Below are 12,474 nucleotides of genomic sequence, written 5' to 3' on the forward strand. Positions count from 1 at the left end.
CGTCACCGCCGTGCCGTCTGCTCCTCAAGCGCTTGCGGACGCGGCGTGTGCTTGCCGCTGTGGTAGGGCTTGGGCGACTTGCTCTGCGACGGGCAGGGCGACGCCGACGGAGACGTCGACGGAGAAGTCGACGGAGAAGTCGACGGAGAAGTCGACGGCGGCGGGGACGAAGGCGGCGGGGACGACGGCGGCGGGGACGACGGCGGCGGGGACGACGGCGGCGGGGACGACGGCGCGACGCCGCTGCCGCAGACGAACCAATGGCTGATCTCAGGCACGTTGCCGCCCATGTTCGGCGGCGACTGCATGTCTTCGACGACCACCGGGCCGGTGAAAGGCCCGTCGTAGGCGTTCGCGTCCGGGCCGCCCTTGACCAGGATGCCCGAGGCGGTGAAGCCTTCGTTGATCGTCACGTCGAGGGTCGTGCCGCCCGACACCACGCCGGTCCCGGCGGCGGTCGGCGGCGGCGGGTAGGCCGCGTCGCCCTCCCCGAACAGCAGAGTTCCGGTGAATCCGGCCTCCTCGCACGTGGTGGGGTTGCCCGCGACGAAGCGCGGCTGCGGTGCCGGCTCGACGCGTGCCGCTCCAGTGGCGGCGGCCGTGGTGAAGCCGAAGCTGATCACGACCCCGACGGCCAGCGCGCCCACCGACGCGAGGGCGCCTGCCCGGAGGGCCGCGTACCGCGGCCCACGTTTGCCAGAGATCTCCACGAGATGCTCCATGCATGCCTCCTGTCACTTTAAGTGGTCGTTTGGCCACTTTCCGTAACTATTGGTACGAGCGCCGAACAGCGCAACCGCGACGCGCCCGGGTGTGGTCACTTTTCCGCATTCCGCGCCTGCCCCGCCGACGTCGAGGAGTGCTGCCGCGCGGCAGCCCCGGGCTGGCACGGTCGCCGAAGCGCAGGGCGACGTCCACGGAGAACAGGTGACGGCGCCGGCCCGCCGCTGCGGGGCCGGCGCCGTCACGATCGCGACGCTCCGGACCGGCCTCCTCCGATCCGGGCGGGTCCACCTGAACTCGGCGTCGCCCGGTCACCGGCCATGGCCGGGCGACGCTCAGCTGCCCGTCATCGAGGCACGATCTCCGCCGTCACCAGGGAAACGCGTCCAGGATGTCGTCCCATACCGCGCCCAAAGCGGCCGCACTCTGCCAGCCCGCGGCCGGGCGGGGCGCGGCGGGACCCGGGTTCGCCGGGGGCTCGACCGGCTGGGGGCGGACGGGCCGGGACGGCGGCTCTTCCGACGGCGCGACCGGCGGCAGCGGCTCCGCCGAAGGCGCGACCGGCGGCTCGGGCGCGGCCGACGGGGCGACCGGCGGCTCGGGAGCCGCTGACGGCGCGATGGGGTCAGCGGACGGGTCCGGCGCGACGGGCGGCGCGAACGGGTCCACGGGCGGCTCCGGCGCGGCCGACGGGTCCACCGGCGGCACGATCGGGTCCGTGGGAGGCTCCGGCGCGGCGGAGGGATCCACCGGCGGTGCCGCCGAGGCGAAGGCGCCCGGCACCGGCGAGCCGGACGGGTCCGGCTCGGCTGGCGGCGCCGACGGGTCGGCGATCGGGGCTCCGGACGGGTCCGGGGCGGCCGACGGGTCCGGGGCGGGACCGCCCGCGCCCTCGGCCGGGCACGTCTGGGCCAGCGTGAACGACTCGGCGCTGCCGGACACTTCCGCCTTGGCGCCGGTCAGCGTCCAGCCCGCGGGCAGGGCGATCCAGGCCCGGCTGGTCTCGTCCAGCACGATCGAGCCGCCCTCGTCCGGGATGGACGCCGTGACCTCCCCGCCGTCCGGCACTGTGAACGTGGCCTGGACCGAGGTGAAGTCGCCGGTGACCATGTGGTCGCCGGGCAGGTCGAAGACCCATACGTCCTGGCCGGCCAGCGGACCCCCGCCGAAGCGCGGGCTGCAGTCGCGGGTGGCGAAGTCCGCCGCGGTGACCCCGAGGGTGTCCGCGGTGATGCTGATCGGGGCATTCGCCCAGGCCTTCGCGGGATGACCGGCACCGGCGGCCACCAGCGCGGCGCCTAGGACGAAGGCCGCCGCCCCGCAGGCGGTGAGGGCGCGGGACCAGGCGGTCTGGGACATGAGACGTCGCATGCATACCTCCACTGAGCTTGACGCAGCCCAGTGACTACCCGGCGCTATAACCCCCAAACCGGACTAAACGGAAAAATTTGGAGAATTGGGAGATCAGTGCACTCCAGCGGCCCGCCCGGTGCTCTCGCGTACCACCAGCTCGGCCGCGGCGGGCACGGTCCGGCCGCCCGGCTCGTCGTCGAGCAGCAGCCGCATCGCCTGCGCCCCGATGTCGGACAGCGCCAGGCGCACCGTGGTGAGGCCCGGGGTGAGATCGGTGGCGACCGGCAGGTCGTCGAAGCCGGCCACCGACACCTGCTCCGGCACCGGCCGGCCCAGCTCGCGCAGCGCGGCCAGCGCACCGGCCGCCATCAGGTCGTTCAGCGCGAAGATCGCGGTCAGCCGCGGGTGCGCGCGCAGCAGCTCGTGCGCTGCCGCGCGGCCGCCCTCGCGGGTGAAGTCGGCGGGGGCCACGTACGGCCGGGCCACCACCGAGGTGAAGCCGGCGAGCCGCTGCGCGACCGTGGCCAGCCCGGCCGGGCCGGTGATCACGCCGATCTCGCGGTGTCCCAGGGCGACCAGGTGCTCGGCGATCAGGCGGCCGCCGCCGTACTGGTCGGGCTCGACGGTGTCGATGCCGGTGCCGTGCGCGCCGATGGCGGCGACGCGCCCGCCGGAGTCGGTGAACGCCGCCACCTCCTCGGCGAACGGCTCGCCGACGAACGCCGAACCGGCCAGCAGCACCGCCCGGGCCCGCTGCGCGCGCAGCCGGGCCAGGTAGTCGCGCTCCAGCGCCGGGTCGCGGAAGGTGTTGGCCACCAGCACCATCAGGTCGTGCTCGCGGGCCACGCCCATGGCCCCGGCCGCGATCGCGGCGAAGTACGGGTCGGCGATGTCGTGCACCAGCACCCCGACCACGGTGCTGCGCGAGCGGGCCAGCGACTGCGCCGGGGCGTGCGCGACGTAGCGCAGCTCGGCGGCGGCGGCGGTGACGCGCTCGGCGAGCGCCTCGGCGACCCTGCGTCCCCCGCTGCCGTGCAGCACCCGGGAGGCGGTCGCCAGCGAGACACCGGCCGCCGTGGCGACCTGCTGCAGCGTGACCGCGCTGCCGGGGGTTCTGGTTGACGAGGTTCGAGGCATGGGCGTAGGGTACCGCCTCGACGGCGGAAAGCGCTTTCCACCATCCACCCGATCCCCTCCCGACGGAACGCCCCCGTGCCGCCCTCACCGGCACGGCGGGCGTTTCGATCGCACCGAAGTGGAGTCAACAATGGACCGCAGATCAGTCGGCATCGTCATGAACGGTGTCACCGGCCGGATGGGATACCGACAGCACCTGGTGCGGTCCATCCTCGCCATCCGCGAGCAGGGCGGGCTCACCCTCGCCGACGGCACCGTCGTCTGGCCCGAGCCGGTCCTCGTCGGCCGCAACGCCGCGAAGCTGGAGCAGCTCGCCGAGCAGCACGGTCTCACCCGGTACACCACCGACCTCGCCGCCGCGCTCGCCGACGAGAGCAACGAGATCTACTTCGATGCCCAGGTGACCACGGCCCGGGTCGCGGCACTGCGCCAGGCCATCGCGGCCGGCAAGCACATCTACACCGAGAAGCCGACCGCCGAGACGCTGGACGAGGCCGTCGCCCTGGCGAACGAGGCCAAGGCCGCCGGGATCAAGCACGGCGTGGTCGCCGACAAGCTCTACCTGCCCGGCCTGCTCAAGCTGCGCCGTCTGGTCGAGTCCGGCTTCTTCGGCCGCATCCTGTCGGTGCGCGTCGAGTTCGGCTACTGGGTGTTCGAGGGCGACTGGCAGGCCGCGCAGCGCCCGAGCTGGAACTACCGCACCGAGGACGGCGGCGGCATCATCCTCGACATGTTCCCGCACTGGCGTTACGTGCTGGACCACGTGATCGCGCCGGTGCGCTCGGTCTACGCGCAGGCCGCCACGCACATCCCGCAGCGCTGGGACGAGCAGGGCCGGGCGTACCCGGCGACCGCCGACGACGCCGCGTACGCCGTGCTGGAGCTGGAGGGCGGCATCATCGCCTCGGTGAACAGCTCCTGGACCACCCGCGTCGATCGCACCGAGCTGGTCACCTTCCACGTGGACGGCACCGAGGGCAGCGCCGTGGCCGGCCTGCGCAACTGCCGCGTGCAGCACCGCGCGTCCACCCCGAAGCCGGTGTGGAACCCGGACCTGCCGGTCAGCCACGACTTCCGCGACCAGTGGGCCGAGGTGCCGGAGAACGACGTGTACGACAACGGCTTCAAGCGGCAGTGGGAGGAGTTCCTGGCGCACGTGGTCGCCGACGCGCCGTACGGCCACGACCTGTACGCGGGCGCCCGGGGCGTGCAGCTCGCCGAGCTCGGCCTGCAGTCGGCCCGTGAGGGCCGCAAGATCGTGGTCGGTGACCTGTGACGGGCGAGCTCTCCGCGGCCCGGCCCGCCGACAGCGGTCGGTCCCGCGTCTTCTACGCGGCCGCGCACGTGGTGGCCGACCCGGCCGCCGACAACGGTCCCGGCCGCCCGGCCGTGGTGGACTGGGACGCCACCATGGCGTTCCGGCACCACCTGTGGTCGCTGGGCCTGGGCATCGCCGACGCGATGGACACCGCGCAGCGCGGCATGGGCCTGGACTGGGCCGCCACCACCGAGCTGATCCGGCGCAGCGGCGCCGAGGCGCGCTCCGTCGGCGGCACCCTGGCCTGCGGCGCGGGCACCGACCAGCTCGCGCCCGGCGCGCACTCGCTGGCCGACATCGAGGCCGCGTACGCCGAGCAGCTGGAAGTGGTACAGGAGGCGGGCGCGAAGGTCATCCTCATGGCGTCGCGGGCGCTGGCCGCCACCGCCTCAGGTCCCGCCGACTACCAGGCCGTCTACGGCAAGCTGCTGGCGCAGGCCGAGCAGCCGGTGATCCTGCACTGGCTGGGCGACATGTTCGACCCCGCACTCAAGGGTTACTGGGGCGCGCCCGACCTGGACGACGCGACCGAGAGCGCGCTGGAGCTGATCCACGCCAACGCGTCCAAGATCGACGGCATCAAGGTGTCGCTGCTGGACGAGGCGCGCGAGGTCGCCATCCGGCGGCGGCTGCCGGACGGCGTACGCCTCTACACCGGCGACGACTTCAACTACCCGCAGCTCATCGCGGGCGACGAGGTCGGTTACTCGGACGCGCTGCTGGGCATCTTCGACGCCATCGCGGTCCCCGCCGCCAAGGCGCTCGCCGTGCTCGACACCGGGGACACCGCCGGGTTCCGCGCGATCCTGGACCCGACCGTGCCACTGGCCCGCCACATCTTCGGCGCGCCGACGTACCACTACAAGACCGGCATCGTCTTCCTGGCCTGGCTCAACGGCCACCAGGCGCAGTTCCGCATGGTCGGCGGGCAGGAGACCTCCCGCTCCCGCGACCACCTGCTCGAACTGCACCGCCTGGCCGGCGAGGCGGGCGTGCTCGCCGACCCGGACCTGGCCGCGCACCGGCTCGCGCTGTACCTGGACGGCGCCGCATGAGGCTGTCCCTGAACACCGCCACCGTCAAGAAGGCCACCCTGGAGCAGGCCGCCCGGCTCTGCGCCGAGCACGGCATCACGGGCATCGGCCCGTGGCGCGACGTGGTCGAGGCGGCGGGCGGCGCGAAGGCGGCCAGGCGGCTGCTGGACGGGCACGGGCTGACCGTGACCAGCCTGTGCCGGGGCGGCTTCTTCACCACCTTCACCGCCGAGGCGCTGGCGGACAACCGGCGCGCGGTGCAGGAGGCGGCCGAGCTGGGCACGTCCGAGCTGGTGCTGGTCGTGGGCGGGCTGGCGCCCGGCTCGAAGGACCTGCCCGCGGCGCGGGCGAACGTCGCCCGTGCCCTGGAGCAGCTCGCACCGTATGCGAGCGGGCTCGGCGTACGGCTGGCCATCGAGCCGCTGCACCCGATGTTCTGCGCCGACCGCGCGGTGGTCTCCACCCTCGGGCAGGCGCTGGACCTGGCCGAGCCGTTCGCCCCGCACGAGGTCGGCGTCGTGGTCGACACGTACCACGTGTGGTGGGATCCGGAGCTGTTCCCGCAGATCGCACGGGCCGCCGGGCGCATCTCCGCGTACCAGGTCTGCGACTGGGTGGTCCCGCTGCCCACGGACATGCTACTCGGCCGCGGGCACGTCGGCGACGGCCACATCGACTTCGCGCCGATCACCGAGGCGGTGCGGCAGGCCGGCTACACCGGCCACGTCGAGGTCGAGATCTTCAACCAGTCCATCTGGGACACCGACCCCGCCGACACGGTCAAGACGGTCGTAGACCGCCACCTCTCCCACCTCGGCCCGCTCTGAGCAAAGGAAGGGCACCTTCTTAACGCTATGCGTAGAGGAGGGTGCCCTTCTTAACGCTCGGGGTCCGGCGGTGCCCGGGTTCCACGCCAGTTCGTAGACGTCCAGCTGGATGTACCGGCACGAAACGGCGAATCCTCACTCCTCCCCCACGGCCCGCCCACCCGCGGAACCACTACCGGCGGACCTACGTCACACCATCAGACGGGCCACGGCAGCAGACATTTCCATATTTGGAAATATGCTCGACAGTCCAAATGCGACCGTCTTAGCCTGCCATCACCTGACCGTCTATCCAACGGGGGAGTCTATGAAGGGTCGAAGCTCAACTCCATCGCGCCGTGCCGCCGTCGCCGCGACAGTGTTCGCCGCGAGCGCGTCGGTGCTCGGCGTCCAGTCTCCGGCTCAAGCCGGGAACTGGGGTTCCACCGCGTGCGGCGGCACGCCGGTCAACTGCGTCAGCACGGCCAACAACCGCACGCACGCGATCCGCTACGTGGACTTCGGTTTCCGTCCGGGATACGAGGACGCCGACGCGCACGTCCCGGGCGCCGCGAGCGAGACCAACTGGGTCATCAGCAGTGTCTACAACCCGACCGTGCTGAGCGTCTACCGCGACGAGGCCGACGCCTATCCCGATGTCTGGATGTACGACGCCAACTACGGCTACCTCAGCGGCGTCACCGGGTGGGTGGAGTGCCCGCCCGACAACACCGGCACCGGAGGAAGCCACCCCAACCGGTGGTGCCGGGGCCAGCGCCTGCGGCTGAACAGCTACTTCTACTGGTACGACAGCGGGGTGTACGACACCATCGACCAGCGCCGCAACGTCATCTGCCACGAGATGGGCCACACGCTCGGGCTGCGCCACCGCACGGACACCCGCGCCTCCTGCATGTGGACCTATGCCGGCGACGGGGGCGGTTCCACCCTGGACGCGCACGACACCGGTCACATCACCGCCCGCTACGGCAGCTGAACGGAAGGTAGACGAGACGATGCTGAAGTCACCACTGCGTCCCCTGACCGGGATGCTCCTGGCGGCGAGCCTGCTCAGCGTGACCGCGGCCTGCGGTGCGACGGCCGAGCCGGCACAGCCGCAGGCCGCGGCCACGACCTCGGCGGCCCTCGCCGAGGTGGACCGCCACAACCCGGAGGACGCCAAGTTCTTCGAGGCCCTCCGGCCGGACGGCGCGGTCATGGTGCCTCCCCCGGCGAGCATCCCGGCGGCGCTCGACCAGTCGACACTGGTCGTCATCGCGAAGGTCGGTGCGGTGTCGCGGCACAAGCCGACCCTCGACCTGCCGAACGCCGCCCTCGAACTCAAGGTGGTCGAGGTCGTGAGCGGCTCCCTGCCGGAGGGCAAGCCGCTGCTGGTGCAGATGCCGCTGTTCGCCACCTGGGACGCGGACGCCGATGTCGCCGCGCTCAGCGCGAAGCTCCCGCAGGGCCCGGTGCTCTGGTTCCTCCGCTGGCAGGGAAAGCCCGTCCCGGCGACGAAGCCCGGGGTCGAGCCGCTGGTGGGCGACCCGGCGCTGCACAGCCTGGTGCACTACCACTCGGTCTTCGCACAGGGGCTGCAGGGCGTGCAGGCCGTGTTCGCCGAGCACGACAGCCCGCGCGTGGGCATCACCGGCCGGGCCGAGCAGTTCGCCACCATGTCGGAGCTGATCCGCCAGGTCAAAGCCGCGAAGTAGGCTGCCCGGCGCCGCGTGCACGGACACACCCGCACCGGCGCCGCCTCAGACCGGCCGTACACGCGGCAGGTCCGAGTCTTGTCGCCGTGGTGGTCCGCTCCCCTGGGGCGCGGACCACCACGGCGGACAGTGCCTTGCCGGACTGCGCACACGGGGTGGGGATGACGGAGACGACGGCGCGGCAGCGCGAACTCAACGAGGCGAGCGCCGGGCTGTGGGAGGGCTACGCGGCGCATCGGCGCCGGGTCACCGGTCTCGTGCTGCGGCAAGCCGCCGGCGACCGGGGCAGGCTCGTCGTGCTGGGTGCGGGGAACTGCAACGACCTCGAACTGAACGAACTGGCGACGCGCTTCGCGGAGATCCATCTCGTCGACCTCGACGGAGACGCGCTGCGGGCGGCCGTCGCCCGGCAGCGAGCCGACCCGGCTGTCGTCCGCCTGCACCCGGACACCGACGTGGTGGACCTGCCCGACGCGGTGTCGTCGGCGCTCGGCGCGGCCGATGTCGTGGTCTCGGCGACCCTGCTCACGCAGTTGCTCGACACCGCGGTCGCGTCCGGCGTGCCCCCCGACGGGCTCCTGCGCCTGCGCGACCACCATCTGCGCACGATCGCCGGCCTGCTGCGGCCGGGCGGAGCCGGACTGCTGATCACCGACGTGGTCTCCTCGGACACCTGCCTGGATCTCCCACAGGTGTCGCCGGACCGGCTGGGACACCTGCTGGAGCGCAGCATCGCCGCGGGCGACTTCTTCACCGGGACCAATCCGTTCGCGATCGTCCGGCAGTTGCAGGCAGACTCGCGGTACGGGCTGCGGCCGGTCGGCGTGCCTTCGCCGTGGCGCTGGGATGTCGGACGCCGCAGCTACCTGGTGTGCTGTGTGGTGACGGAGCGACGGCCGCACGGCCGGGAACGGTGACCTCCGGCACCGCGGTCCGCAGGCGATCCGGCTGCCGACCGTGTCGAGACGGCGGCTCAGGCTTGGCCGGCGGCGGCGATGGTGCCGTCCGGGGTGGCCAGGTAGACCGGGATGCCCGTGGTCACGTCACTGACGGCGGCCAGGTCACCGGCGTCGACCACCGAGGCCTCGGTGACCACGAGCGCCGCCTCCAGGGTGCTCGCGCCCGCGGCGACGGCCGAGGCGACCGCCAGCCGCAGCGCCGACACCGAGAACGAGGGCAGGTTGACGCTGACCCCGGTGTAGGTGCGGCCGTCGCCGTCGCGCACCGCCGCGCCCTCGATCGCGCCGATCCGGGCGCGGGCCGAGCGGGCCATGGTGAGCAGCTTGCGGTCCTCGGCGGAGACGGTCTCCGCGGACGGCTCAGACATCGGCCATGTGCCTTTCCTGGGGGGTGGTGTCGTCGGCGGGCTCGTCGCGGGTGACCAGCACCGTGTCGATGTGGTTGCGGCGGCCGGTGGTGCCCTCGGCGACCAGGGTCAGCCCGCCCACCGACACCCGGGCGCCGGGGATCGGCACCCGGCCCAGCGCCTGGGCCAGCAGGCCGGCCACGGTCTCCACCTCGTCGGCGGGCAGCTCGACGTCGAACAACTCGCCGAGGTCCTCGACGGGCAGCCGGCCGGTCACCCGCACCGCGCCGTCCTCGAGGCGCTCCACGGGCGGGCGCTCCACGTCGTACTCGTCGGTGATCTCGCCGACGATCTCCTCGAGGATGTCCTCGATCGTGATAAGGCCGGCGGTGCCGCCGTACTCGTCGATGACGATGGCCAGGTGGGTGCGGGCCGCCTGCATCTCCGACAGCAGGTCGTCGACGGGCTTGAACTCCGGCACGAACGAGGCCACCCGCATCAGGTGCGCGACCGGCGTCGCCGCGCCGCCCTCCTGCACCTGGCGGGCCAGATCCTTCAGGTACACCACGCCGAGCACGTCGTCGACCGACTCGCCGATCACCGGCACCCGCGAGAAACCCGAGCGCAGGGCCAGCGCCAGCGCCTGCTCGGAGGCCTTGGTCGACTCGACCCAGACCATCTCGGTGCGCGGGACCATGACCTCGCGGGCGATCGTGTCGCCCAGCGCGAAGACCGAGTGGATCATCTCGCGCTCGCCGTGCTCCACCACGCCGCGCTGCTCGGCGAGGTCGACCAGCTCGCGCAGCTCCACCTGGGTGCTGGCGAACGGCCCCTCGCGGAAGCCCTTGCCGGGGGTGACCGCGTTGCCGATGACGATCAGCAGGCTCGCCAGCGGGCCGAGCACCCGGCCCAGCCAGCGCAGCACGGGGGCGGTGTAACGGCCCACCTCGTACGCGTGCTGGCGCCCGATGGTGCGCGGCGCGACGCCGACCACCACGAAGCTGATGACCGTCATCGCGCCGGCGGTGACCAGCGCGGCGGTCCAGCCGGGCCCGAACGTGTCCACCGCGACCAGCGCCACCAGCGTGGTCGCGGTCAGCTCACTGAGCAGCCGCAGCAGCAGGAGCAGGTTGATGTGGCGCACCGCGTCGGCCGCCACCGCCTGCAGCGCGGCCGCGCCGCGCATGCCCTCCCGGGCCAGCTCCGCCGCGCGGGCGGGTGAGATCACGGCCAGCGCCGACTCGGCCATCGCGAACACGCCGGCGAGCACCACCAGACCGGCCGCCGACCAGAGCAGCGACGCGTCGGGCAGACCACCCAGTTCGCTCACCGCACTGCCCCGCCGGACACGGCCGGGACGGTATGGGCAGGGTTCATGATCCGCTCGCCCCGCCCGCCGCGCGAGCCTGCCAGCTGTCCAGGAGTTTGCCCTGCAGGGCGAACATCTCCCGCTCCTCCTCCGGCTCGGCGTGGTCGTAGCCGAGCAGATGCAGCACGCCGTGGATGGTGAGCATGCTCAGCTCATCCGCGGTGCCGTAGTCACCGTGCAGCCCCGAAGCGGGCGCATCCGGCACGTTATCACCGGCCGGCATCCGCGACTGATCCTCTGTCCGCATCCGCGGATCGGCGCTCCCGTACCGGAGCGCCTGGGCCGCGGCCACCTCGGGGCACAGCACGATGTCACCGAGCAGCGAGGGCTGCCCGCCGGAGGACTCCGACGGGCCGTGATCGATCGTGTCCTCGTCCATCGGGAAGGCCAGCACGTCCGTCGGGCCGTCCTTGTCCATCCAGCGGTGGTTCAGCTCCGCCATGTAGTCGGAGTCGACCAGCAGCACCGACAGCTCGGCGAGCGGGTTCACCCCCATCTGGACCAGGGCGTGCCGGGCCACCGCCACGATGGCGTCGGCGTCGACGTCGAACCCGGACTCGTTGGCGATCTCGATAGACACAGTTCATTCCCTCGCGTCAGCGGCGCCGCCCCGCACCGCGCCGCGGCACGGGGTGGACGTTCGCCGGTAGCGTCTCACGCTGCTGGCTCTCGTCCCACTTGGCGTATGCGTCAACGATCTCGCCGACCAGCCGGTGGCGCACCACGTCGGCACTGGTGAGCCGCGAGAAGTGCACGTCCTCCAGTCCGTCCAGGATCTCCTGCACGACGCGCAGGCCGCTGCGCTGGTCGCCGGGCAGGTCGATCTGGGTGACGTCGCCGGTGACCACGACCTTGGAGTTGAAGCCGAGCCGGGTCAGGAACATCTTCATCTGCTCGGGCGTGGTGTTCTGTGCCTCGTCCAGGATGATGAAGGCGTCGTTGAGGGTCCGGCCGCGCATGTACGCCAGCGGCGCCACCTCGATCGTGCCCTGCGTCATCAGGCGCGGGATCGACTCGGGGTCCATCATGTCGTGCAGCGCGTCGTACAGCGGGCGCAGGTACGGGTCGATCTTCTCGTTGAGGGTGCCGGGCAGGAAGCCCAGCCGCTCCCCCGCCTCGACCGCCGGCCGGGTCAGGATGATCCGGGTGACCTGCTTGGCCTGCAGGGCCTGGACCGCCTTGGCCATGGCCAGGTAGGTCTTGCCGGTGCCCGCCGGGCCGATGCCGAAGACGATCGTGTTCTCGTCGATCGCGTCGACGTACTTCTTCTGCCCGAGGGTCTTGGGGCGGATGGTGCGCCCGCGACGGGAGAGGATGTTGAGGGTGAGCACCTCGGCCGGGCGCTCGGTGGTGTTCTCATCGGTAAGCATGCCGACGGTGCGTCGGACGGCGTCCTCGGTCAGCGTCTCGCCCTTCTCGATCAGCTCCAGCAGCTCACCGAAGACGCGCTCGGCAAGCGCGTTCTCGGCCGCCGGGCCGGTAATGGTGATCTCGTTGCCCCGGACCAGGATGTCGCTGGACAGGGCCTTCTCGATGAGCTTGAGCACGCGATCGCCGGTGCCCAGCAACTGGACCATGACACTCGGGTCGGACACGGTGATCTTCGTACGCACCGCGTTCGGAGAGGAACCAACGCTCATAAGTCGGCCGACCGGCCTTCCGCCACCCGCTCTCTAGCTCACCGGCCGGCTCGGGTCGCCCGCCGCTGCCCAC

At 72.3% G+C, this 12,474-nt stretch carries 13 protein-coding genes; 6 read left to right on the forward strand and 7 right to left on the reverse strand.

Features of this window, described 5'->3' with window-relative positions; all coding sequences use genetic code 11:
- Window positions 1–2: 2 nt before the first annotated feature.
- From CS0771_RS00125 to CS0771_RS00135, 3 genes are all read right to left on the reverse strand, one after another.
- Complete coding sequence (locus CS0771_RS00125; protein WP_212839238.1) at window positions 3–647, reverse strand: hypothetical protein; 645 nt, start codon at window positions 645–647, stop codon at window positions 3–5.
- A gap of 445 nt (window positions 648–1,092) precedes the next feature.
- Complete coding sequence (locus CS0771_RS00130) at window positions 1,093–2,094, reverse strand: hypothetical protein (protein ID WP_212839239.1); 1,002 nt, start codon at window positions 2,092–2,094, stop codon at window positions 1,093–1,095.
- A gap of 93 nt (window positions 2,095–2,187) precedes the next feature.
- Window positions 2,188–3,213: a LacI family DNA-binding transcriptional regulator gene (locus tag CS0771_RS00135; protein WP_212839240.1), complete on the reverse strand. Its 1,026-nt coding sequence runs from the start codon at window positions 3,211–3,213 to the stop codon at window positions 2,188–2,190.
- Between the two features lie 130 nt (window positions 3,214–3,343).
- On the opposite strand from CS0771_RS00135, the gene CS0771_RS00140 reads away from it, so the two are divergent.
- From CS0771_RS00140 to CS0771_RS00165, 6 genes are all read left to right on the forward strand, one after another.
- On the forward strand, window positions 3,344–4,489 hold the full coding sequence (locus tag CS0771_RS00140; RefSeq protein WP_212839241.1) for a Gfo/Idh/MocA family protein: 1,146 nt from the start codon (window positions 3,344–3,346) through the stop codon (window positions 4,487–4,489).
- Window positions 4,486–5,586, forward strand: a complete 1,101-nt coding sequence (locus CS0771_RS00145) for a dihydrodipicolinate synthase family protein (protein WP_212839242.1) — start codon at window positions 4,486–4,488, stop codon at window positions 5,584–5,586. The genes CS0771_RS00140 and CS0771_RS00145 overlap by 4 nt, the downstream gene beginning before the upstream one ends.
- Window positions 5,583–6,392 carry a sugar phosphate isomerase/epimerase gene (locus CS0771_RS00150; protein ID WP_212839243.1) on the forward strand — a complete coding sequence of 270 codons (810 nt, stop codon included), beginning with the start codon at window positions 5,583–5,585 and terminating at the stop codon, window positions 6,390–6,392. The genes CS0771_RS00145 and CS0771_RS00150 overlap by 4 nt, the downstream gene beginning before the upstream one ends.
- Window positions 6,393–6,750: 358 nt before the next feature.
- On the forward strand, window positions 6,751–7,368 hold the full coding sequence (locus tag CS0771_RS00155; RefSeq protein ID WP_212839244.1) for a matrixin family metalloprotease: 618 nt from the start codon (window positions 6,751–6,753) through the stop codon (window positions 7,366–7,368).
- A 19-nt stretch (window positions 7,369–7,387) separates the two neighbouring features.
- Window positions 7,388–8,086 carry a hypothetical protein gene (locus CS0771_RS00160; protein WP_212839245.1) on the forward strand — a complete coding sequence of 233 codons (699 nt, stop codon included), beginning with the start codon at window positions 7,388–7,390 and terminating at the stop codon, window positions 8,084–8,086.
- A gap of 161 nt (window positions 8,087–8,247) precedes the next feature.
- Complete coding sequence (locus tag CS0771_RS00165) at window positions 8,248–9,003, forward strand: class I SAM-dependent methyltransferase (protein ID WP_212839246.1); 756 nt, start codon at window positions 8,248–8,250, stop codon at window positions 9,001–9,003.
- Between the two features lie 56 nt (window positions 9,004–9,059).
- On the opposite strand, the gene CS0771_RS00170 is transcribed toward CS0771_RS00165, so the two are convergent.
- The 4 genes from CS0771_RS00170 to CS0771_RS00185 are packed head-to-tail and all read right to left on the reverse strand — an operon-like array spanning window position 9,060 to window position 12,401.
- Complete coding sequence (locus tag CS0771_RS00170) at window positions 9,060–9,413, reverse strand: cytidine deaminase (protein WP_212839247.1); 354 nt, start codon at window positions 9,411–9,413, stop codon at window positions 9,060–9,062.
- Window positions 9,406–10,722, reverse strand: a complete 1,317-nt coding sequence (locus CS0771_RS00175; RefSeq protein WP_212839248.1) for a hemolysin family protein — start codon at window positions 10,720–10,722, stop codon at window positions 9,406–9,408. Before CS0771_RS00175 ends, CS0771_RS00170 begins: the two co-directional genes overlap by 8 nt.
- Window positions 10,723–10,765: 43 nt before the next feature.
- On the reverse strand, window positions 10,766–11,341 hold the full coding sequence (ybeY, locus tag CS0771_RS00180; protein WP_212839249.1) for an rRNA maturation RNase YbeY: 576 nt from the start codon (window positions 11,339–11,341) through the stop codon (window positions 10,766–10,768).
- A gap of 16 nt (window positions 11,342–11,357) precedes the next feature.
- A complete protein-coding gene (locus CS0771_RS00185) occupies window positions 11,358–12,401 on the reverse strand; it encodes a PhoH family protein (RefSeq protein WP_203755571.1) in 1,044 nt (347 codons plus the stop codon).
- Window positions 12,402–12,474 lie beyond the last annotated feature (73 nt).

It is taken from the genome of Catellatospora sp. IY07-71 (assembly GCF_018326265.1).
GTDB lineage: Bacteria > Actinomycetota > Actinomycetes > Mycobacteriales > Micromonosporaceae > Catellatospora.

Coding starts and splice junctions, on each gene's coding strand:
- CS0771_RS00150 (WP_212839243.1), top strand. CDS start 5,583: ATGAGGCTGTCCCTGAACACCGCCACCGTCAAGAAGGCCACCCTGGAG.
- CS0771_RS00160 (WP_212839245.1), top strand. CDS start 7,388: ATGCTGAAGTCACCACTGCGTCCCCTGACCGGGATGCTCCTGGCGGCG.
- CS0771_RS00135 (WP_212839240.1), bottom strand. CDS start 3,213: ATGCCTCGAACCTCGTCAACCAGAACCCCCGGCAGCGCGGTCACGCTG.
- CS0771_RS00165 (WP_212839246.1), top strand. CDS start 8,248: ATGACGGAGACGACGGCGCGGCAGCGCGAACTCAACGAGGCGAGCGCC.
- CS0771_RS00170 (WP_212839247.1), bottom strand. CDS start 9,413: ATGTCTGAGCCGTCCGCGGAGACCGTCTCCGCCGAGGACCGCAAGCTG.
- CS0771_RS00130 (WP_212839239.1), bottom strand. CDS start 2,094: ATGCGACGTCTCATGTCCCAGACCGCCTGGTCCCGCGCCCTCACCGCC.
- CS0771_RS00140 (WP_212839241.1), top strand. CDS start 3,344: ATGGACCGCAGATCAGTCGGCATCGTCATGAACGGTGTCACCGGCCGG.
- CS0771_RS00185 (WP_203755571.1), bottom strand. CDS start 12,401: ATGAGCGTTGGTTCCTCTCCGAACGCGGTGCGTACGAAGATCACCGTG.